Source organism: Amycolatopsis sp. NPDC043889 (assembly GCF_056435645.1).
The window spans coordinates 1-21,507 of the sequence record NZ_JBWKEC010000043.1 but is presented as its reverse complement, the minus strand read 5'-3'; the positions used below and the strand labels follow the sequence as shown (position 1 = coordinate 21,507).

Sequence of the window (21,507 nt, the reverse complement as noted above, 5' to 3'; positions counted from 1 at the left end):
TCGCCTCCACCGTTCAGAGCTTTCGGGATCGTCCGTGCCTCAGGCGGGCCCGGTCCCGCTCACCGCGTACTCGGGCCGGGACGCTCCGGCGGCCCGCCGGTCCACAATGGACCGCAGGATCTCGCCGACCCGGACGGCGGTGTTGGACAGCAGCGACGACGTGATGCCGTGCGTGTGCTCCGTGCCGCCCTGCAGGTAGATCCCGCCGTCCAGCGGCGGTTCGGTGACGATCCGGTAGTCGCGCTCGACCCGCAGCCTGCCCTCGTCGTCGCGCGCGCAGGCGGAGGCCAGCTCACCGAGCAACGGTGTCGGGTCCGCCGGGCTGTACCCGGTGGCGTACACGACGAAGTCGGCGTCGAGCCGGGTCCGCTCCCCCGTCTCCAGCGCTTCGACGGTGACCCGCACTTCGGAGCCGGTGTCGGTGACCTCGGTGGGGCGGGAGACGTTGATGAGCTTCAGCCGCTCGATCCCCTGCACCTTCTCGCGGTAGACGCGCCGGTACAGCTCGTCGATGAGTTCGATGTCCACGGCCGAATAGTTGGTCGCCCCGTGGTAGCGCATCAGCCGGTCCTTGACCTCAGCCGGCGCTTCGTAGAACCGCCCGACCGCCTCGGGGTCGAAGATCCGGTTGGCGAACGCGCTGTCGTCGGCCGGGCTGTAGCCGTACCGCGCGAACACCGCGCACACCTCGGCCCGCGGGAAGCGGTCGTGCAGCAGCGCGCTCACCTCGGCCGCGCTCTGGCCGGCACCGACGACGACGAACCGGCGCGGCTTCTCGGCGGACATGCCCTCCAGCCGGTGCAGGAGTTCGCTGTTGTGCCAGATCCGTGTGCCCGGCGTCACACCTTCGGGGAGGTTCGGCCGCAGGCCGGTGCCCATCACCAGATTGCGGGCGCGCAGATTCACCAGTTCGCCGTCGGTCCGCGCGTGCACGTCGAAGAACACGATCTCGTCGCCCTCGAAGACGGGAGTCACGGAAAGTACTTCCGTACCGTAGGAGACCAGGTCGTCGACCTTCTCGGCCGCCCATTCGAAGTAGTCGTGGAACTCGATCCGCAGCGGGAACAGGTTCTTGTGGTTGATGAAATCGACCAACCGGTCCTTGCTGTGCAAATACGACAGGAAGCTGAACGAACTCGTCGGGTTCCGCATCGTCGCCAGGTCCTTGAGGAAGGACACCTGCATGGTCGCGTTGTCGATCAACATCCCGCGGTGCCAGCCGAAACGCACCTGGCGCTCGAGGAAGTGGGCGGTGACGGTCTCCGCCCCCGGCGCGGCGTTGTGCTCGGTGACGGCGATGGCGAGCGCGAGGTTCGAGGGACCGAACCCGACCCCGACCACGTCGTAGACCGGAACCCGTTCACCGACCACTGCTCGTGCCATCTTGAACCCCTAGCGCGGCTCAGCCGCATCTCGGTACTTCGTTACAAAGACCAGGGAACCCTAACCTAAGTTAGGTGAGGCTCAACTAGTACTTTCAGTGGTGATGTTCATCCCTCGACCAGGAGGAGGCCGGTCCCATGCGGGTCGCCATGTTCGGATACCAGACCTGGGGACACCGCACCCTGCGGGCGTTGATCGACGCGGGCCACGATGTCGCCCTCGTCGTCACCCATCCGAAGAGTGACCACGCCTACGAGAAGATCTGGTCCGATTCCGTCGCGGACCTCGCCGGGGAGAACGGCATCCGCGCACTGCTGCGGCAGCGTCCCGACGACCCGGAACTGCTGGCGGAGCTGAAGGAAGCCGATCTCGACCTGATCGTCGCCAACAACTGGCGCACCTGGCTGCCACCCGAGATCTTCGAGATGCCGCGGCACGGCACCCTGAACGTCCACGACTCGCTGCTGCCCGCCTACGCCGGCTTCTCGCCGCTGATCTGGGCGCTCATCAACGGCGAGAAGGAAGTGGGCCTCACCGCCCACATGATGGACGCCGACCTCGACGCCGGCGACATCGTGCTGCAGCGCGCCGTGCCGGTCGGTCCGAAGGACACGACGACCGATCTGTTCCACCGGACGGTCGAGCTCATCGCGCCGATCACCACCGAGGCGATCGAGCTCATCGCGAGCGGCGACTACACACCGGTCAAACAGGACAGGTCGAAGGCCAGCTTCTTCCACAAGCGCGCCCTTGAGGACAGCCTCATCGACTGGTCCTGGCCCGCCGAGGAGATCGAGCGGCTGGTGCGCGCGCAGTCCGATCCGTATCCCAACGCGTTCACTTATCACCGAGGGAAGCAGCTGCGCGTGATCCGCTCGTCGGTGTCGGTGGGTCACTACGGCGGCACCCCCGGCCGGATCTTCATCCGTGAGGGTGACGGCGTCGTGATCGTCGCTGGGCCGGAGTCGCGCCGGGGCCGGTCGCACGGTCTCGTCATCGAGCGGGTCCGGACCGAGGACGGCACCGAACTGACCGCGAACGAGTACTTCCGCACCATGGGTGGTTATCTCACCTCGCGCCCTTAAGGTGGCCCACGGTTCGACAGCCACCCTGGAGGGAACGTCATGCCGGAGAAGATGACCGACGATCAGCGCCGCGCCTTCCTCGCCGAAGGCACCCGCACCGCCGTCTTCGCGACGGTCCGCCCGGACGGCAGGCCGCACGCGGTCCCGATCTGGTTCGCCCTCGACGGGGACGACATTCTGGTCAACCTGGGCGCGGACACCGTCAAAGGCAAGGCGCTCAAGGAGAATCCCCGCGTCTCGGTGGTCGTCGACGACCCGGTGCCGCCCTACTCGTTCGTGAGCGTCGAAGGGGTCGCGGAGATCGTTTCGGCCCCGGACGGCGTCCGAGCGGGTTCGGAGTCGATCGCCCGGCGGTACCTCGGTGAAACCGGGTAGGAGGCCATCGATGGCTGGCTGGCGTACGCGACGTCTCCGGGCAAGGTGATCGTGCGGGTGCGGCCGGAGCATTTCGTGGCGATCGCGAAGGTCGGCAGCTGAGAGGCTTCGGTCTCCGCACCGGTTTCCCTTGCCCGCCCGAGTCCGTGAAGGCCTCCTTGCCTACCTTCAGGGTAGGCAAGGAGGCCTTCACTACCTTGGTGACCGCCACGTAGGCCCCCTTCCCCCGGCTCAGCCGAGGGAAGGGGGCTTCATGTACGAGGGGAAGGAAGAGCCTGCACCGAACCGGCGGTCTCGCGTGACTGGATGGACGACACGGCCCGGACTTCGCCGAGTGTCGTCCATCCCCACACGCGTGTCGTCCGTCCGGCGTGATCGGACGGACCACTCACGAAACCCGATGTACCGCCGAGCGGGAGCCCTCTGGCCGCCGCCACCGTTCGGCGCCAGGATGACCCCGTGGCCGAGATCGTTTTCGACGAGAACACCCGTTCCTGGCTCATCGGCGCGGCATCCACGAGTTACGCGCTCAGGCTGACCGAGGACGACACGCCCTCCCACGTCTACTGGGGTCCTGCACTCACCGCAGACCAGGTCACCGACCTCCTCCCCCGGACCAAAGAACGCTGGGACTCCTTCAACGATCCCAACGAGGGACTCGACGAACTCGCCGCCGACGGCGGCACCCGGTACTGGACCCCCGCCCTCCAGGTCCGGTTCGCCGACGGGACCCGGGCCCTCGAATGGCGCTACCTCGGCCACGATATCGACGGCGGACAGTTGCGCGTCCGGTTCCGCGATCGCCACTACCCCCTCCGGATCACGCTCGGCTACCGCGTCCCGGAAGGCACCGACGTCATCGAGCGCTGGACCGAACTCGGCCACGACGGCACGGACGGCCCGATCGAGATCATCCGGGCCGACTCGGCGACCTGGGTCGTGCCGGACCGGCCGGGCTACCGGATCAGCCACGTCACCGGCCGCTGGGCAGCCGAAAGCCAACTGCTCCGCGAGCCCGTCCCCCACGGCGAAACGACGTTCGGCAGCAGGCGCGGCAACACGAGCCACCACGCCAATCCGTGGGTGATGCTCGACGACGGCGAAGCCACCGAGCGGCACGGCGAGGTCTACAGCGCCGTGCTCGCGTGGAGCGGTTCGTGGCGGATCACCACCACCCGCTCGTCCACCGGCCGCCTCACCGTGACCGGCGGTTTCGGCCAAGACGGCGTGGTCCCCCGGCTCGCACCCGGCGACACGCTCACCACACCGGTTTTCGCCGGGTTGTACACCGAGGGCGGATTCGGTGCCGCGAGCCGCGCCTGGCACGCGTACACGATCGGCCATGTCCTCCCGCATCCCGGCGAGCTCCGGCCGGTGCTCTACAACTCCTGGGAGGCAACGGGTTTCGACGTCAGCGACGCGGGGCAACGCGCGCTCGCGAAAAGAGCGGCCGCTCTCGGCGTGGAACTGTTCGTGGTGGACGACGGCTGGTTCGGCGCCCGGACCGGTGACCACGCCGGCCTCGGCGACTGGCAGGTCAACCGGGAGAAGTTCCCCGACGGCCTCGGACCACTCGTCGCCGAAGTGCATCGCCTCGGCATGAAGTTCGGGCTCTGGGTCGAACCCGAAATGGTCAATCCGGACAGCGATCTCCACCGCGCCCACCCCGACTGGGTCCTCCATCATCCACATCGGACTCGGTCGGAGCTCCGGCGGCAACTGGTCCTCAACTTCGCCCGCCCGGACGTCGCCGAGTGGGCGTTCGACACGCTCGACTCCCTCGTCGGCACGCACGGGATCGACTTCCTGAAATGGGACATGAACCGCCCGTTCAGCGAGGCGGGCTGGCCCACCGACAGCAATCCGGACAGGTTGTGGGTGGAGCACACCCGCTCGGTCTACGCGATCATGGACCGCCTGCGCGCCCGCCATCCCGGCCTGCGGATCGAGGCGTGCAGCGGCGGTGGCGGCCGGATCGATCTCGGGATCATGGCCAGGACGGACCAGGTCTGGACTTCCGACAACACCGACGCGCTCGACCGGCTCGTCATCCAGCACGGCTACGGCCAGGTGTACCCGGCGCGCGCGATGTCGGCGTGGGTCACCGACGATCCCAACTTCGTCACCCGGCGATCCACGCCACTGCGCTTCCGGTTCCACGTCGCGATGACGGGGGTGCTCGGTATCGGCGGCGACATCGTGAAGTGGTCCGAGGAGGAGCTGGACCACGCGCGCGAACAGATCGCGCTGTACAAGGAGATCCGGCCCATCGTCCAGCACGGCAGGCTCCATCGTCTCGTGCCGCCTGCCACCGATGGGGTCTCCGCGCTGCAGTACGTTGCGGCCGACGGTGGACGCGCGGTGGTGTTCGTGTTCCGGCAAGCGGCACATTTCCCCACTCACGAACGACTGGTCCGGCTCGACGGACTCGACCCCTCCGCCCGCTACCGCGACGAGGACACCGGAAAGGTGTGGCACGGTGCCTCGCTCCTGGCACACGGCCTGTTCCCGGGTTTGCCGGAGGGCGACTTCGCCAGCGTCGTGATCCGGCTGACGAAGCTCTGAGCGGCCAAATAGATCCGATGTATCTCCCCCTTTCGGCGCATTTGAGCCACAGAAGCCGCTTGACATCACTCTAGACATCCGATCGAATGCCGTCGTATATGAGACGCCGTGCATCGCCGCGAGAAGGGTGACTGGGGCATGAGAAGGTCCTTCGCGTTGGGAGCCGCACTACTCCTCGCCGCGAGCCTCACCGGATGCACCGTCGGCGGCGGGACGAACGCCTCCGGCAGCGAGATCACCTTCCTGACATTCGAGACGCCGAACCTCCCACCGTCCTATTGGGACTCCGCCATCAAACGCGTCACCGACCGCGATCCCGGCCTGAGCGTGAAGAAACTGGTCGCCCCGTCGACCGACCGCACCGGCTACGCCAAGCAGCTGTTGCAGTCCGGCCAGTTCCCCGACGTCGCGATCGCCATCGACTCCGCCGGTTTCGCCGAATCGGGCAACCTCTACGCGTGGACGCCCGAGGAGCTCGAGGACTTCCAGTTCCCGGCGGCCAACCCGATCAAGGGCGGACACCATCAGCTGCCCGCCAACACCCAGACCATCCCGCCGATCTACTACAACAAAAAGCTCTTCGCCGACGCCGGGATCACGTCGACGCCGAAGACGTGGAACGAACTCCTCGCCGCGTCGGAGAAACTGAAGGCGAAGGGCATCACCCCGTTCACCATCGGCGGCGGCAAGGAAGGGTTCCCGTCCGCGATGCTGCTGGACGGCCTGGTCAGCGTCGACGTCTACGGCAGGACACCGGACTGGCTGTCCCAGCGCCGGGCCGACCAGGTCAAGTTCACGGATCCGGCCTTCCAGCAGGCATTCGGCAAGTTCGCCGACCTGGTGGCCAAGGGCTACCTCGACAAGACCCAGGTCTCGCGGGACTACTCGGCGACCGAGGCGGCCTTCCTCAACGGTGAAGGCGCCATGTACCCGATGGGCAACTGGTTCGCCGCCAGTGCCGACGCCAAGAACCCGCCGTTCGAGATCGGCGTCTTCAATTTCCCTTCCGAGGACGGGAAACTTGTCGTGCCCGCCTACACCGGCGGCGGCATCGTCGTCAACGCCAAATCGCGGAACCTCGACGCGGCAAGGAAGTTCGCGCTCGCGTTCCAACTCGACAAGGAGCAGATCGACGCCTCGGTCAAGGCCGATGGCCTGTTCCCCGCGATCAAGGGACACACGCCGCCCTCCGACGTCGGCCCGGTCTTCAAGGCGGGCTACGACCTGTACCAGGAAGCCGTCGCGAAGAACGCGATCGTGAACGCCTTCAGCTGGGAAACCGCGGACGACGGGCTCCTGCCGGGGATGAAGGACAAAGTCTACCAGGCCGCGCAGGACGTCATCACCGGCCGCAAAACGGTGGCCGACGCGTGCGCGTTCCTGGACACCGAATGGGCGAAGGCACGCTGACACCACGATGGGGAGAAAACCGATCCTGCCGCGGGTGTGGCATTTCGCCTCGTTCGGCGCGCCCGGCGTCGTCATCTACCTCTGCTTCGTCATGGCGCCGATCCTCATCAGCTTCGGCTACAGCCTGACGAACCACAATCCGTTCAACCCGCCCGCGGAATTCGTGGGCCTCGAGAACTACCGGTCGCTGTTCCAGGACGAACAGTTCCTGACCGCGCTGCGGGTCACGACGATCCTGACCGTGATCGTCGTGGTCGTCCCGAACGTGCTGGGGCTCGGCGTCGCGTTGCTGCTCGACCGGAAAGGCCGGCTGTACAATGTTCTGCGGAGCGTGTTCTTCACGCCCGTGATCCTCAGCTCCGTCGTGGTGAGCATCATCTGGACGAAACTGCTCGACGACCGGGGCCCGGTCAACGACGCGCTCCACGCCCTCGGCGTCGAGCACCCGCCGGGCTGGCTTTCGGATCCGGATCTCGCGCTGTACTCGGTCGCGTCGATCGTGTGCTGGCAGATGCTGGGATTCTGCGTGGTCGTGTATCTCGCGGGCTTGCAAGGTGTCCCGGCCGAACTGCTGGAGGCCGCGGAGATCGACGGCGCCGGACCGGTCCGCCGATTCCGCGCGGTGACCTGGCCGCTGCTCGCGCCGTCGCTGACGATCAACACAGTCGTCCTGCTGATCTCGGCGTTCAAGACCTACGACTACGTCAAGGTGGTCACCAACGGCGGGCCGGGTTCGGGGACCACGGCCACCATCGCGTTCGACGTCCTCGCCACCGGCCTCGACGCGAACCATGTCGGCTACGCGTCCGCGATGGCCGTCGTGATGCTGGTGATCGTGGCGGTCCTGACCACGATCGTGCTGCGGTTCCTGCGGCGGCGGGAGGTGGACCTGTGACCACGAAACTCCGGCCCGCCGCGGCGATCCTGGCGAGCGCGCTCTTCGCCGTGCCGCTGTACTACGTGCTCGTCAACGTCTTCAAACCCGGCGACCAGATCGCCCAGGAGCCGGCGTCGGTCCCGCTGCCACCGACGCTGACCAACATCCACGCCGTCCTCACGCGGCCCGACGGCCTGTTCTGGGTGAGCCTGGCGAACAGCCTGCTCGTCACCCTGCTGTCGATCATCGTGCTGACCGTGCTCTCGGCCATGCTCGGGCACTATCTGGCGCGTTCCGGCAAGCGATGGACCAAGGTGCTCGCGCTGATCCTGTTGGCCGGCTTGATGATCCCGCCGCAGGTGATCCTCATACCGGTCACCGAGGTGCTGCGGCTGACCGGGTTGATGGCGACGATCCAGGGCTTGGTGCTGTTCAACGTCGGCTACTACGTACCGTTCGGCGTCTTCGTGTTCACCGGGTTCATCCGCGGGGTTCCGGTGGAGCTCGAAGAGGCCGCGCTGCTCGATGGCGCGAGCAGGACGCAGGTGTTCTGGCGGATCGTGTTCCCGCTGCTGCGCCCGGCCACGGCGAGTGTGCTGATCTTCCTCGGGGTGTGGATCTGGAACGATTTCATCGACCCGTTGATCATCCTCGGCCCCAGCCAGGGCACGACGATCACCACCGGAATCTACCGGTCGATCGGGCAGTACCAGGCGGATCTCGGCAGCGTGTTCGCGTTGATGTTCCTGGCGACCCTTCCGGTGCTGATCTTCTACCTGGCGTTGCAGAAGCAGTTCGTGAAGGGGCTGACCGGCGGGGCGACCAAGGGCTGACCTCCTGCCGCATTTAGTCCTCTGAATGCGCTGAGCATTCAGAGGACTAAATGCTCAGAGTTCCGTGACCTTGCCCTCGGCGACTTCCAGCCGCCGCGTCGTCGCCACCGCGTCCAGCATCCGGCGGTCGTGCGTCACCAGCAGTAGTGTCCCCGGATACTCCGCCAGCGCCGACTCCAGTTGCTCGATCGCGGGCAGGTCGAGGTGGTTCGTCGGCTCGTCGAGCACGAGCAGGTTCACCCCGCGTGCCTGCAGCAGCGCCAGCGCGGACCGGGTCCGCTCCCCCGGCGACAACGTGGCCGCGGACCGGAGGACGTGCGCGGCCTTGAGCCCGTACTTCGCCAGCAGCGTCCGCACGTCGGCGTCGGCCAGTTCCGGGACCTCGCGGGCGAAGGCCTCGACGAGCGGAAGGTCGCCGAGGAACAGCTTCCGCGCCTGGTCGACCTCACCGACCACGACACCGGAACCGAGTGACACGGCGCCTTCGTCGGCCGGGACCCGTCCGAGCAACGCCGCGAGCAGCGTCGACTTCCCGGCACCGTTGGCCCCGGTGATCGCGACCTTGTCCGCCCAGTCGATCTGCAGGTCCACCGGGCCGAGGGTGAACTCGCCCCGCCGCACCACCGCGCCGCGCAGGGTCGCCACGACCGCGCCCGCCCGGGGTGCGGCGGCGATCTCCATCCGCAGTTCCCATTCCTTGCGCGGTTCCTCGACGACTTCGAGCCGCTCGATCATGCGGTCGGTCTGCCGCGCCTTCGACGCCTGCTTCTCCGTCGCCTCGCTCCGGAACTTGCGGCCCACCTTGTCGTTGTCGGTGGCCTTGCGCCGGGCGTTCTTGACGCCCTTCTCCATCCACGAACGCTGCATCGCACCACGCGCTTCGAGTGAGGCCTTGGTGTTCGCGAACTCCTCGTACTCCTCACGGGCGTGCCGCCGCGCGACGGCGCGTTCCTCCAGGTACGACTCGTACCCGCCGCCGTAGGTCCGCACCTGCTGCTGCGCGTAGTCGAGTTCGACGACGCGGTCCACAGTGCGGGCGAGGAATTCCCGGTCGTGGCTGACCAGCACGGTCCCGGCGCGCAACCCGGTCACGAACCGTTCGAGCCGTTCCAGCCCGTCGAGGTCGAGGTCGTTGGTCGGCTCGTCGAGCAGGAAGATGTCGTACCGGCTCAGCAGCAGCGACGCCATCCCCGCTCGGGCCGCCTGCCCGCCCGACAACGACAGCATCGGCTGGTCGAGGCTCACGGTGAGCCCGAGATCCGCGACGACCTCGCCCGCCCTGTCGTCCAGGTCGGCCCCGCCGAGCGCGAGCCAGCGGTCGAGCGCGAGACCGTACGCGTCGTCCGCGCCGGGTTCGCCCGCGGTGAGCCCTTCGGTGGCGGCGTCGAGCGCGGCCTGCGCGGCGGTGACGCCGGTGCGCCGGGAGAGGAACGCGCGGACGGACTCACCCTCACGGCGTTCCGGCTCCTGCGGGAGGTGACCGACGGTGGCCGTCGGCGGGTTCAGCCGGACGCTGCCCTCTTCCGGCGGGACGAGGCCGCCGAGGGTCTTCAGCAGGGTCGACTTGCCCGCCCCGTTGACACCGACGAGACCGATCACTTCGCCGGGCGCGACGACCAGGTCGAGACCGGAGAACAGAACGCGGTCGCCGTGGCCGGCGGCGAGATTCTTGGCAACGAGTGTGGCGCTCATGAGATCGGTAAGTCTACGGGGGCCGATTGGACACCTCGTGGTCCCTCGGAAGAGTGGCAAGTATCCAAGCGATCACGGAACGTGGGTAGCCTGGTTGTTCTTCTGGACCCGAACGAATCCCCGAGCATTGAGGTCGGTGACAGCAAATGGCGGACTCCGCCACCCCGGTCCCCGTCGTCCACCAGCAGAAAGGCGGTACCCGTAGGCCGACGTTGAGCAGGCGGCGGGAAGTCGGTCATGCCAGCGCGCGGTCGCTGCTGATGACGATCCTCGGCGAGTACGTCCTGCTCCGTGACCAAGCGATCTGGACCTCGACGCTGGTCGAGGCGCTGCGCGTGCTGGACATCGAGGAGAAGTCCGCACGGCAGGCGCTGGCCCGTTCCTCCGCCGAGGGCTGGGTCGTCTCCGAACGCGTCGGACGAAGAGTGCGCTGGTCGCTCACTCCACCCGGCAGGCGCCTCCTGACCGAAGGCGCGGAACGGATCTACGCGTTCGGCAACGAGGAGAAGACCTGGGACGATCGCTGGCTGATGCTGATCGTGTCGGTCCCCGAAGCGAAGCGGGATCTCCGGCACAGGCTGCGCACCCGCCTGACGTGGGCCGGGTTCGGTTCGCCGGTGGCCGGTGTCTGGGTCAGCCCGGATCTCAGCCGCCAACGGGAGGCCCAGCAGATCGTGCAGGAGCTCGGCCTCGACGCGCAGGCGATGTCGTTCACCGCCGCCTACGGTGACGTCGGCGATCAGGAGACGATGGTCGCGCGGTCCTGGGACCTGAGTGACCTCAAGGACCGCTACGAGGACTTCATCGACCGGTTCACCGGGTTACACCCATCCGGTGAACGCGGCGTCCTGCGGGCGCAGACCGAACTCGTCCACGAATGGCGCAGCTTCCCGTTCCTCGATCCCCGGCTTCCGCTGAAACTTCTCCCCGACGGTTGGAGCGGCGTGCGCGCGGCGGACCTGTTCCACCGCAAGCACGTCGAATGGCGACCAGAAGCACAGGCGCAATGGGACGAACTCGTGGCGGCGTCGGGCTAGGGTCACGGAAAACGACCCCATCGGAGGGAACCCGCCTTGGCCGCCTCGATCCGCCTCGACCGTGAAGCCGACCTCGCCGTCCTGACCATCGCTTCGCCGCCACTGAACCTCTATACGGCGGATCTGCAGGCCGAACTGGGCGAGGCGATCGGTGAACTGGAGGCCACGCCGCCGCGCGCGGCGCTGATCCGCGCCGAAGGGAAGATCGTCAGCGGTGGCGTGGACGTCTCCCTGTTCGACGCCCAGTCGAGCGCGGCCGAGGCGAAGGTGCTCTTCGACGAGATGCTGGCGATCCCCGACCGGATCGCCGCGCTCCCGTTCCCCACCGTGTTCGCCGCCCACGGCCTGTGCCTGACATGGGCGTTCGAGGTCGCGGTCGCCTGCGACCTCATCCTCGCGAGCGAGAAGGCCAAGTTCGGCCTGGTCGAACGGGTCGTCGGCCTGACCCCGACCATGGGCGGCACGCAGCGGCTCGCCGCCCGCGCCGGCGTCGGCCGCGCCAAGGAGTTCGTGATGACGGGCGCGACCTACGACGCCACGACACTCGAACGCTGGAACGTGGTCAACCGGGTGCTCCCGGTGGACGGCTTCGACGAGGCCGCACGCGCCTTCGCGACCGACCTCGCCCAGGGGCCGACGAAGGCGCACGCCGCCACCAAGAAGGTCCTGGAGCACTACGAGCACGGCGGCGTCGCCGAGGCGAACGAACACATCACGACGATCGCCGCCGGGCTCTTCGACACCGAGGACCTGCGCGGCGCGGTGAAGTCGTTCCTCGCCGACGGCCCCGGCAAGGCGACCTTCACCGGCCGCTGATCCGCTATGGCCGCTGGCCGACCGCGTCCACGACGCCGGACGCGGTCACCGCGGTCGAATTCGTGCCCAGGAACTGGAACGTGTCCGCGGTGAAGACGATCACGATCGGCTCCGCGTCCGGACCGTCGCTGGGCTTCAACGGCCACGTGATCCCGACTCCGGGCCTTCCCGCCGCGTCGTGGGCGGTCTCCACGACCCGGAGCCGGGGCACCTTCGCCGCGGCTTCGAACAGGGCGGCGCGAGTCGCGGGCGACAGGTAGTACCCACTCGCCAGCTCCTGGATGTCCTTGCCCATCGCGTTGTAGTCGCCGTCCTCACCGGAGTGGTGGGCGTTGAGGTAGGCGAACATCGCGTCGGCGCCGGTGGGGAGGTCACGGCGATCGCGGACGGTCGGCTCGCACGGCTCCGTGACGCCCTTGAGCGGTTCTTCGCCCTTGTACGCCTGCGCCCGCCCGTTTCGACAGCCCGGAAGCGGGAACGAACTTCCGTCCGCCTCCTTGATCACCCCGTCGTGGGTGCCATCGGCCGAAAGCCACGATTCCCGTTCGCCGTGGGGATCCTTGGTCTTGGTGTAGAGGAATTGGTCGGGCCTCGGCGGCGTGGCGGGAGACTTCAGCGCGGCCGCGGCGGCGTTCCGGAGCACCGTCACGGGATCCGCGGCGGCCGAGGGTGGTTCGAGACCGACCTGCTCGACGGGCGCCAGCGCGACGACCGCGGTGATGGCCGCGGCCAGCCCGGCCGCGCCCGCCCCGGTCCAGACCCAGCGCCGCCGTTTCCGCAGCGGCACCACGTTTTCCGCTTCGGCGGCGGCGATCTCGGCCATCAAGCGCGCCCGCGCCGGGCCGAGTGCACCGGATTCCGCGAGCGGCACCGAGCCGGTCCGCTCGGCGATCAACTGCAGCTCATCCATGGGTGGAGATCTCCTTCGAAGTCGTGGTGTCCGGGCGCCCCAGCGCCTCGCGGACCTTGCGGCGGGCGCGGTTGAGCCGCGAGCGGACGGTGCCGAGCGGAATACCCAGCGCCGAGGCCACTTCCTCGTAGCTCAGGCCTTCTCCGGCGAACAACGTGAGCGCGTCCCGGTCTCCGTCGTTCAGTTCCGCCAACGCGGAGTCCAGCAGCTTCCCCATCGCCTCGGCTGTCACCTGTTCCGCGACGCGCTCGGCGTGTCCTTCTTCGTGAGACGGCGGGCCGAGGGCGTCCCGCAGCTTCAGCTCCCTGGTCTCCTCACGGCGCCGCTGCGCCACGAGGTTGGTGGCGATCCCGTAGAGCCATGGCCTGGCGTCGCGGCGCTCGGTGTCGTAGCCCTCGCGTTTGCGGAACGCCACGAGGAACGCCTCCCCCAACGCGTCGTCGGCGGCGGCGGGCCCGATGCGCCTGACCAGGTAACGGTGGATGTGCGCGGCATGCCGGTCGAAGATCGCGGAGAACCAGTCCGGCCTGGTCACCGATCTCGCGATCAACTCAGCGTCTTCGAGATCGCCCGGATCCGCCCCAGATGAGCTCATGGACCGCCCTTCGCCGTTCGTCAGTGTCACCTGCTGTCCGCGGCCGGGGCCGAACGGGTTCACGACCGCCGAATCGGTCTAGACCTTTTATGCGTCCCGCGCTACATTCAAGTGTGGTCTAGACCACACGCGCCATCATTCAGAGCAGGTCAGTCTCGCCGCCTCTTTTGGAGAGAACCGCCATGAGACGCACCCGAAAACGACTACTCAGCGCACTCACCGTGACACTCCTCGCCGCCGGGCTCCTGGTAGCCGCGGGCACTCCGGCACTAGCGGCGGGCCGCCTCCGCGCCGCCTTCACCTTGGCCGGAACCACCGGTGAGTACACCGTCACCAACCCCAGCGGCGAAACCGTCGCCGACTGGTCCATCACCTTCACCGTCCCCGCCGGTGTGACCGCCACGAGCGGCTCGCACGCCACGGTCTCCCAGTCGGGCGACCAGGTCACCCTCACCCCGGCGTTCTACATCAAATCGCTCGCGCCGGGCCGTTCGACCTATCCCTACAGCCCGTCGTTCCGGCTCAGTTCCGCGGTCAACCCGCTCACGTGCCGGATCGACGACGCGAACTGCGACGGTTCCGGCGACACACCGCCGTCGACACCGTCCAACCTGCGGCTCGTGGCGAAGACGACCACGACCGCCGCACTGGCCTGGAACGCCGCCGCCCCGGGCTCCCTGCCCGTCGTCGGCTACGACGTCTACCAGGGCACCACGCTGGCGGCCTCGGTCACCGGCACCGAAGCGAGGATCACCGGGCTGACGCCGAACACGGCGTACAGCTTCACCGTCGTCGCCAAGGACCGGAAGGACGCCAAGTCGCCGCCCACCCCGGCACTGGCGGTGACCACCAACAACCCGAGCGACGACACCCAGGCACCGACCGTGCCGTCGAGCCTCCGCTCGACCGCGGTCACCTCGGGCTCGATCTCGCTGGCGTGGAACGCGTCCACCGACAACACCGGCGTCGTCTCCTACGACGTCTACCGCGGCACGACCCTCGCCACCACGGTGACCGGGACGACCGCGACGGTGACCGGGCTTTCACCGTCCACTTCGTACTCTTTCACGGTCAAAGCCCGCGACGGTTACGACAACGTCTCCGCCGCCAGCGCCGCCGTCAGCGCTCGCACCGGAGACATCGTGAACGGGTACGCCCGGGTCGGCTACTTCGTCCAGTGGGGCATCTACGGCCGCCAGTTCTTCGTCAAGAACCTGGTGACCAACGGATCCGCCGCCAAGCTGACCCATCTGCTGTACGCCTTCGGGAACATCGACCCGGTCAACCACACCTGCCTTTCGGGTGTCACCAAGGGGACGACGTCGAACCCCCAGGACCCGAACCAGGGTGACGGCGCCGGCGACGCGGAAGCCGACTACTCACGGCCGATGTCCGCCGCCCAGTCCGTCGACGGCGTCGGCGACACCGGCTGGGAGACGCTGCGCGGCAACTTCAACCAGCTGAAGAAGCTCAAGGCCAAGTACCCCAACCTGAAGATTCTCATCTCCTTGGGCGGCTGGACCTACTCGAAGTACTTCTCCGACGTCGCGGCCACGCCCGCGTCGCGGCAGAAGTTCGTCGCGTCGTGCATCGACACGTACCTCAAGGGGAACGTGAAGCCGTACGGCGGCGCCGGCGGTCCGGGTACGGCCGCGGGCATCTTCGACGGCATCGACATCGACTGGGAGTGGCCGGGCAGCCCCGACGGGCACCCCGGGAACCACTGGAGCGCCAACGACAAGACGAACCTGACCGCTCTGCTCGCCGAGTTCCGCACGCAGATGGACGCCTACGGCGCGACCACCGGCAAACGGTACGAACTGCAGGCGTTCACCCCCGCCGACCCGGCGAAGGTGAAGGGCGGCTGGGAGATCCCGAAGATCTTCGACTACCTCGACGTCGCGAACGTGCAGGGCTACGACTTCCACGGCTCCGGCAGCGACAACTCGTGGGAGCCGAACCGCACCGGCCACCAGGGGAACCTCTACGCCGACGCGGACGATCCGTACAACTTCAAGTTCAGCGTGGAGTCGGCGATCAACGCCTACACCGAGGCCGGGGCCAATCCACGGAAACTCACCCTCGGCCTCGCCTTCTACGGGAGAGGCTGGCAAGGAGTCGCGGACGGTGGCAAGAAGGGCGAATGGCAGAGCGCGACCGGAGCCGCGCCAGGCCAGTTCGCCGAGGAAGCAGGTACTCGTGGCTACGCGAATCTCTTGGCCAGTGTCCCCAACTGCGCCGTCCAGCACGACACCGCGGCCGTGGCCACGTCGTGCTACACGGGCAACGGAGGGCAATGGTGGACCTTCGACGACGCCTGGTCCATCCAGCAGAAGGTGGCCTGGCTCAAGACCAGAGGGCTGCTCGGGGTCATGGCCTGGGAGATGTCCGGTGACACCGGATCCCTCATGACCACGGTGGACAACTCGCTGAAGTGACGACTCCCTCGCGCGTGGTGAGCCACGCGCGAGGGCTTCACCTCCACCTCGGCTTGCTGCACAGTGTGCTTCGTGACTTCTGCGAATGATGACCCGACTCTGCTCATCGCCGGCTCCTACACGGCGGCGAGCAACGGCAGCGGCGAGGGCATCGGCACGTTCTGGCGCGACGCGCGGACCGGGGAGCTGACCCCGGCTGGTTCGCTCGCGCTGGACTCGCCGAGCTGGCTGACGCCGCACCCCACGCTTCCTGTGCTCTACGCGGTGAACGAAACGGCCGAAGGCGCGATCACCGCGGTGGCCGTCGCCGAAGACGGCACGCTCTCGGCGCTGAACTCGCTGCCGACCGGCGGGGCGGATCCGTGCCACCTGGCGGTCACTCCCGATGGCCGGTACCTGCTGTGCGCCAACTACAGCGGCGGCAGCCTGGCCGCTTTCGCGCTGGGCCCGGACGGAGTGCCCACCGTGCGGACGGCGCTGGTCCGGCACGAAGGCAGCGGCCCGAACCTCGAACGGCAGGAGGCGGCGCACGTCCACATGGCCGTCGTCGACGAGACCGGGACACTGGTCAGCGCGGTCGACCTGGGCACGGACGAGATCCGCGGCTACCGCCTCGGCGAAGAGGGCGAGCTGATCCCCTTGTCAGTGTCGACGCTGCCCGCGGGCACCGGTCCGCGGCAACTGGTCCGGCGTCCCGGCACAAATCACGCGTACGTCGTCGGCGAACTGGCCGCCTCGCTGGTGACAGTGCGCGAAGAGCCACCAGGCACGTTCGCCGTCGAGAACGCCGTTCCCGCGACGCTCGAACCCGGCCGCGAGAACCTCCCGGCACAGCTCGTCCTGCACGAAGACCGGCTGTTCCTGTCGAACCGGGGTCCCGAGAGGATCACGGAGTTCACGTTCGACGGTGTGCTTCCGCAGGCCGTCGCCGACCATCGGACCGGCGCATGGCCGCGGCACTTCTCCGTTGTCGGCGAGCATTGCTATGTCGCGTCGCAGAACTCTGACGCGATCCAGGCCTACGAACGCGCGACCTGGCGCCTGATCGGCACTTATCCGGTCGGAAGCCCGGCCTTCATCGGTGTCTGGCCGCACTGATCCGTTCAGCCCGCTGAACGGGCGGGCCTTCTTTCTTTTCGAGGTGAACAAAGGCCTTGACGCACCTGGTTCAGACCATGACACTGAATCGCGCGCCGCCGGTGACCTGGTTCACACCCACTCGAGGAGTCCCATGTCCCTACCGAGGAAACTGCTCGCCCTGACCACGCTCGTCCCGTTGACACTGGGCCTTTTCAGCGCCCCCGCGCAGGCCGCACCCGCCACCTTCACCCATCCCGGCGTACTGGTCAGCCGCCCGCAATTGGATTTCGTCCGCGCCAAGGTGCAGGCCGGCGCGCAACCGTGGAAACAGGCTTACGACGCGATGATGTCGAGTTCGTACGCCTCACTGTCGCGGTCACCGAAACCCCGCGCCATCGTCGAATGCGGTTCCTATTCGAATCCGAACATCGGCTGTACCGATGAGCGGCAAGACGCGATCGCCGCGTATTCGCTTTCGCTGGCGTGGTACATCACGCGCGACGCGAAATACGCGGCCAAAGCGATCGAGATCATGGACGCGTGGTCCGCGATACTGAAGGATCACACGAACAGCAACGCTCCCCTGCAGTCGGCATGGTCGGCCTCCTCGTGGCCACGCGCGGCGGAGATCATCAAGCACACGTACACGAGCTGGCCGAATTCCGGCCGCTTCGGCACTATGCTCCGGAACGTGTACCTGCCCGAGGTGATCAACGGCAGCCACAGCAACGGCAACTGGGAACTCAGCATGACCGAGGCCGCGATCGGCATCGCCGTGTTCCTCGACGACAAGGCGGCCTACGACAAGGCCGTCGCGAAGTTCCGCACCCGCGTCCCCGCTTACCTCTACTTGACCAGCGACGGTGCGCTCCCGAAGACCGCGCCCGGCAGCGGCCTGGACACCCGCGACAAGATCGTCAAGTACTGGCAAGGCCAGACGACGTTCGTCAACGGCCTCTCCCAGGAGACCTGCCGCGACTTCACCCACACCGGCTACGGCCTCGCCGCCATCGCGAACTTCGCCGAGACCACCCGCATCCAGGGCCAGGACCTCTACCCCGAGATCGCCGACCGCCTCCGCGAAGGCCTCGGCTTCCACGCGAGGTACCAGATGGGCGCGGCCGTCCCGTCGTGGCTTTGCGGCGGCGACTTGAAGCTCGGCCTCGGCCCGATCACCGAGGTCGGCTACAACCATCTCCACACGCGCCTCGGGCACACCATGAGCAACACCGAGGCCCTCACCCTGCGCCAGCGCCCGGCGGGCACCAACAACCTGTTCGTCTCCTGGCAGACCCTCACCCACGCCGGCAACCCCCAGTGACCCCGTGTGGGCCACCCGAATGCGGCAGGGCGGCCCTCACGGACCGTTTTCCCAGCTCAGACACACAGTGACCCCTGGTTGCAAGCCCCCGTCCGGGACCCGCTAAAGTACTCACATCGCACTCCACGGAGCGCGGGTCCGGGCTGTGGCGCAGTTTGGTAGCGCACTTGACTGGGGGTCAAGGGGTCGCAGGTTCGAATCCTGTCAGCCCGACCGGAAGACGAAGCCGCTTGGCTTGGGTGAAGACCCAAGCCAAGCGGTTTTCTCGTTCCACCGAACAAAACTCTTCGGTGAATACCGAAGCAGCTGCTTGGGGACCACGCGGGGACCAAGTCACGTTCTGGGGCGTCTCTGGCGCGCTTGACCCGGGCAAAACAGCGCCAGGTCGCCGGGGCTGGCTGTGGACCAGGCGGCGGGCTGGTGGCTGGGGAACGGTGTGTACGGCCCCATAGGCGGGCGGTGCGTGCGGCAGCGTGAAGAACGTGTTTTACGGGCACGCCCGAATACGGCGGCGCCGGCGGCTTCCGGCATTCGTGCCGTCGGCCGGTACGCGCTTCCAACCGGTCCTAAAAAGCCAAAAAGAAACGCTCTGCCTTCGAGAAGGCGGAGCGTCTCCTGAATTTCTGGAAATTCTTCTATCGGACGAGCTGGAGCCGTCCTGACCGTGGTACCCGCAGATGTTCGCTCAGTTTCGCCCCCGCCTCCGTGATGGCGCGGTGGTCGGGGCGCAGGTACCTCTGGGTTGTCGTGATCGAGCCGTGGCCGGCGATTCTTCTGCAGGTGGTGCACGGGAACGCCGGCGTCGGCCATCCAGGTCAGCCCGGTGTGCCGCAGGTCGTGGCGGCGGAGGTGCTCGTCGGTCGCGTCGCGCAGCACCGCGGTGGTGATGCGGCCGCCGCGGGGCCCGCGGAAGAGCCGGTCGTCGGGATTCCCGTCGGTCAGGGCGATCCGGTGCTCGACCAGTTCCCGGATGTCCTCGATCAGGGGTACTTTCCGGGCGCGTTTGCCCTTGGTGCCCTTGCCCAGCAGCCCGCCGGGCCCGGGGGCGGTCTGCCGCCGGAGGTTCCACGTCCAGGTCGTAGTGTCGATGTCTTTCATCCGGCAGCCCGAGACTTCGCCGATCCGGGCGGCGGTGCACGCCGCGAACAGCACCACGTCGCCCCAACCGCGGTACTCACCGTGCGAGCGTGCGCCGAGCGCGTCGGCGAACCTGGTCAGGGTGTGCCAGTCCGGCAGCGCCAGGGCCCGCGGGTCTTCCAGTTCGTCCTCGGCCTGCTTGTACTGTTTCTGCCAGCCGGTCACCCGCGCCGGGTTGTGGTCGACGATGCCGTCCCGGTAGGCCTGCTCCGTTGATGGCCTGGTATGACAACACCGGCGAGTCGCCGGCATTGTTGCTGCGCAAGGGAAGCGCGGGTTCCAACACGGTGGCCGATCACATCGAGGTCCTGGATGAGGCCATCGCCCAGATCCCGGCCCGCTATCGCCGTGACCTGCTGATCACCGTGGACGGTGCGGTATTCCATCGGCTGGGACCTGGGTGCCCGGGAACGCGCCGCCATCGGCCGTGATTTTCGGCAGCCCCCTATAAGCGTTCCAGCCGCCAATACCTTCGCCTGTCCACATGACTCCGGACGGTGTCTGTGTCCGGCACCGCGAACACGTGCACCACGCGGCGGGACTCGCCCACCGTGCCGGGACGCGGGCGCCCGAAGAACAGCCGTACCGTCAACGCGCCTCCCGCAACGCGTGGCGCCCGGCGGAGACGATCCTGGCCGGGGAGCTACCCGCCTCCGCCGGAACCCTGGTGCGACCATCCCGTTCCGGTGCCAGCCGTGGCCGTCATCGTCGCCGACTGGCCACCGATCACCGACGAGCAGATCCAGGCACTGGCGATCAGCCTCAACCGCATTGAGACACGCCTTGCGAAACAACAGCCGCATAGCTGCGTGGTGGTCCGGCATAGCGCAAGCAGTAGTCGTCGCAGTCACGAGACCCACGCCTCGGATAGGTTGCATTTGTCAGTCCCCGTCACCATGAGGGACAAGGCTTACTCTGCTCCAGGAGGCCGAAGCAGCGCATCGACCGTACGGCGGAGCGGAGTGCCAGTTCGCGGCCGGAGCTGTGGCGGGCGAGGCTTGTCCGCCTGTCTTGCTGCCGGTTCCAGGGCCAGGAAGTGGCTACTTGTCCTCACCTGATTTTCGACCTGACAATGAGCTACATCGGCCTTTTCTTTCCTTGATATGTGAGGAGAATTGTTTTGTCGAATTCAATTTTTCGGCGCTCGCTGGTCGCGGCGAGTGTGACACTCTTTATTTCCGGACTCCTCGCGGGGGGCGCGTCCGCCGCCGAGGCGGTCACTGGGACGGCTGAGGCGCTGCCGCGATTGGAGTGCGAGGGCCGGGTCGAGCGCCCGTCGCAAGACGGCGACATCGTGCGTGCCCGCGCCGTAACCCGCTGCCGCGACGAGGTAAGGGTGATCGAGGTACGAACGTGGCTGCAGAAATATGATGACGGCGAGTGGGAGAACGTCGAGGAGGATCAGGGAAGGAGGGAGGACGCCAGGTGGGTGCGCGCCGATGCCGAAGCTCAGTGCGAGCGGGGCCGCTATCGGACAGTATCCGAGCACTTCGCACGCGATGGCAGGGATAACTACCGCGACCGCAAGGAGAGCGAGAGCGTCCGTATTCGCTGCAGGTGACCTGCGCTCGCGGATTCATGAAGCTCGCTGTCCGCAATGGACGCTTCTGGTAGCGCCGAGAAGCCGCGACACCGCAGCGGTGTCGCGGCTTCCGCTGACGTCAAGGCCCGCCGGGGCACGTCGCAACGGGAACCCCCTGGTCGCGGGAGTGGCCAGGGGGTTTATGTTATCGCCGCCGCGTGGTTCTTGTCCGACGGCCAGGCAGTACTCGATCACCTCGTCGACCGTCATCGCTCACCCCAGCAGCCCTCGCGTTTCGTCCTCTGAATGCGGTACTTGCAGGCGCAAGGATCGCATCCAGAGGACGAAACGCGGCTATTTGATGCCGGCCGCGTCCATGCCCCGGAGCTCCTTCTTGAGGTCCGCGACCTCGTCCCGCAGCCGGGCGGCCA

18 protein-coding genes, 1 tRNA gene and 1 pseudogene are annotated in these 21,507 nt (G+C 67.6%); 14 read left to right on the top strand and 6 right to left on the bottom strand.

Translation table 11 applies throughout. The features are described from left to right. Positions 1-39 precede the first annotated feature (39 nt). Positions 40-1,383 (bottom strand): lysine N(6)-hydroxylase/L-ornithine N(5)-oxygenase family protein, encoded by a 1,344-nt coding sequence (locus tag AC0685_RS40200; RefSeq protein WP_478230292.1) that lies wholly within the window; start codon positions 1,381-1,383, stop codon positions 40-42. Positions 1,384-1,520: 137 nt separating this feature from the next. Between AC0685_RS40200 and AC0685_RS40195 the strand changes: the two genes are divergently transcribed. The 6 genes from AC0685_RS40195 (at position 1,521) to AC0685_RS40170 (ending at position 8,528) form a co-directional block, all read left to right on the top strand. Then, positions 1,521-2,468, top strand: a complete 948-nt coding sequence (locus AC0685_RS40195; RefSeq protein WP_478230291.1) for a methionyl-tRNA formyltransferase — start codon at positions 1,521-1,523, stop codon at positions 2,466-2,468. 39 nt (positions 2,469-2,507) lie between these two features. Then, positions 2,508-2,843 carry a PPOX class F420-dependent oxidoreductase gene (locus AC0685_RS40190; protein ID WP_478230290.1) on the top strand — a complete coding sequence of 112 codons (336 nt, stop codon included), beginning with the start codon at positions 2,508-2,510 and terminating at the stop codon, positions 2,841-2,843. Positions 2,844-3,302: 459 nt separating this feature from the next. Further along, positions 3,303-5,408 carry an alpha-galactosidase gene (locus tag AC0685_RS40185; protein WP_478230289.1) on the top strand — a complete coding sequence of 702 codons (2,106 nt, stop codon included), beginning with the start codon at positions 3,303-3,305 and terminating at the stop codon, positions 5,406-5,408. Positions 5,409-5,546: 138 nt separating this feature from the next. Then, on the top strand, positions 5,547-6,818 hold the full coding sequence (locus tag AC0685_RS40180) for an extracellular solute-binding protein (RefSeq protein WP_478230288.1): 1,272 nt from the start codon (positions 5,547-5,549) through the stop codon (positions 6,816-6,818). Positions 6,819-6,825: 7 nt separating this feature from the next. After that, entirely contained in the window at positions 6,826-7,713 is an 888-nt protein-coding gene (locus tag AC0685_RS40175; protein ID WP_478230287.1) for a carbohydrate ABC transporter permease, read from the top strand. Beyond that, a complete protein-coding gene (locus AC0685_RS40170; RefSeq protein ID WP_340682204.1) occupies positions 7,710-8,528 on the top strand; it encodes a carbohydrate ABC transporter permease in 819 nt (272 codons plus the stop codon). Before AC0685_RS40175 ends, AC0685_RS40170 begins: the two co-directional genes overlap by 4 nt. 54 nt (positions 8,529-8,582) lie before the next feature. On the opposite strand, the gene AC0685_RS40165 is transcribed toward AC0685_RS40170, so the two are convergent. Further along, positions 8,583-10,220, bottom strand: coding sequence for an ABC-F family ATP-binding cassette domain-containing protein (locus AC0685_RS40165; protein ID WP_478230286.1), 1,638 nt, complete (start codon positions 10,218-10,220; stop codon positions 8,583-8,585). 146 nt (positions 10,221-10,366) lie between these two features. Between AC0685_RS40165 and AC0685_RS40160 the strand changes: the two genes are divergently transcribed. Together AC0685_RS40160 and AC0685_RS40155 are read left to right on the top strand one after the other, a co-directional pair. After that, the gene (locus AC0685_RS40160) at positions 10,367-11,257 is read left to right on the top strand and encodes a PaaX family transcriptional regulator (protein WP_478230285.1); all 891 of its coding nucleotides are present in this window, start codon (positions 10,367-10,369) and stop codon (positions 11,255-11,257) included. Between the two features lie 36 nt (positions 11,258-11,293). Beyond that, positions 11,294-12,073, top strand: a complete 780-nt coding sequence (locus tag AC0685_RS40155) for an enoyl-CoA hydratase/isomerase family protein (protein WP_478230284.1) — start codon at positions 11,294-11,296, stop codon at positions 12,071-12,073. Positions 12,074-12,077: 4 nt separating this feature from the next. Here the strand turns inward: AC0685_RS40155 and AC0685_RS40150 are convergent, their stop codons facing one another. Both AC0685_RS40150 and AC0685_RS40145 read right to left on the bottom strand, forming a co-directional pair. Then, on the bottom strand, positions 12,078-12,983 hold the full coding sequence (locus AC0685_RS40150) for a CU044_5270 family protein (RefSeq protein WP_478230283.1): 906 nt from the start codon (positions 12,981-12,983) through the stop codon (positions 12,078-12,080). After that, positions 12,976-13,578 carry an RNA polymerase sigma factor gene (locus AC0685_RS40145; protein ID WP_478230282.1) on the bottom strand — a complete coding sequence of 201 codons (603 nt, stop codon included), beginning with the start codon at positions 13,576-13,578 and terminating at the stop codon, positions 12,976-12,978. Before AC0685_RS40145 ends, AC0685_RS40150 begins: the two co-directional genes overlap by 8 nt. Positions 13,579-13,799: 221 nt before the next feature. Here AC0685_RS40145 and AC0685_RS40140 point away from each other — a divergent pair, with 221 nt between their 5' ends. The 4 genes from AC0685_RS40140 (at position 13,800) to AC0685_RS40125 (ending at position 18,630) form a co-directional block, all read left to right on the top strand. Beyond that, positions 13,800-16,016, top strand: a complete 2,217-nt coding sequence (locus AC0685_RS40140) for a glycosyl hydrolase family 18 protein (protein WP_478230301.1) — start codon at positions 13,800-13,802, stop codon at positions 16,014-16,016. A 72-nt stretch (positions 16,017-16,088) separates the two neighbouring features. Continuing rightward, complete coding sequence (locus AC0685_RS40135; RefSeq protein WP_478230281.1) at positions 16,089-17,114, top strand: lactonase family protein; 1,026 nt, start codon at positions 16,089-16,091, stop codon at positions 17,112-17,114. Between the two features lie 133 nt (positions 17,115-17,247). Continuing rightward, positions 17,248-18,417: an alginate lyase family protein gene (locus tag AC0685_RS40130; protein WP_478230280.1), complete on the top strand. Its 1,170-nt coding sequence runs from the start codon at positions 17,248-17,250 to the stop codon at positions 18,415-18,417. Between the two features lie 139 nt (positions 18,418-18,556). Next, positions 18,557-18,630 (top strand) — tRNA-Pro (locus AC0685_RS40125). Between the two features lie 120 nt (positions 18,631-18,750). Here the strand turns inward: AC0685_RS40125 and AC0685_RS40120 are convergent. Next, positions 18,751-19,719 carry a tyrosine-type recombinase/integrase gene (locus tag AC0685_RS40120; protein WP_478230279.1) on the bottom strand — a complete coding sequence of 323 codons (969 nt, stop codon included), beginning with the start codon at positions 19,717-19,719 and terminating at the stop codon, positions 18,751-18,753. Positions 19,720-19,769: 50 nt separating this feature from the next. Between AC0685_RS40120 and AC0685_RS40115 the strand changes: the two genes are divergently transcribed. Further along, positions 19,770-19,985 (top strand): hypothetical protein, encoded by a 216-nt coding sequence (locus AC0685_RS40115; protein WP_478230278.1) that lies wholly within the window; start codon positions 19,770-19,772, stop codon positions 19,983-19,985. Positions 19,986-20,659: 674 nt separating this feature from the next. Then, a complete protein-coding gene (locus tag AC0685_RS40110) occupies positions 20,660-21,115 on the top strand; it encodes a hypothetical protein (RefSeq protein WP_478230277.1) in 456 nt (151 codons plus the stop codon). Positions 21,116-21,430: 315 nt separating this feature from the next. Here the strand turns inward: AC0685_RS40110 and AC0685_RS40105 are convergent. Then, positions 21,431-21,507 (bottom strand): annotated as a pseudogene (locus AC0685_RS40105) (helicase-related protein); the annotation flags it as partial.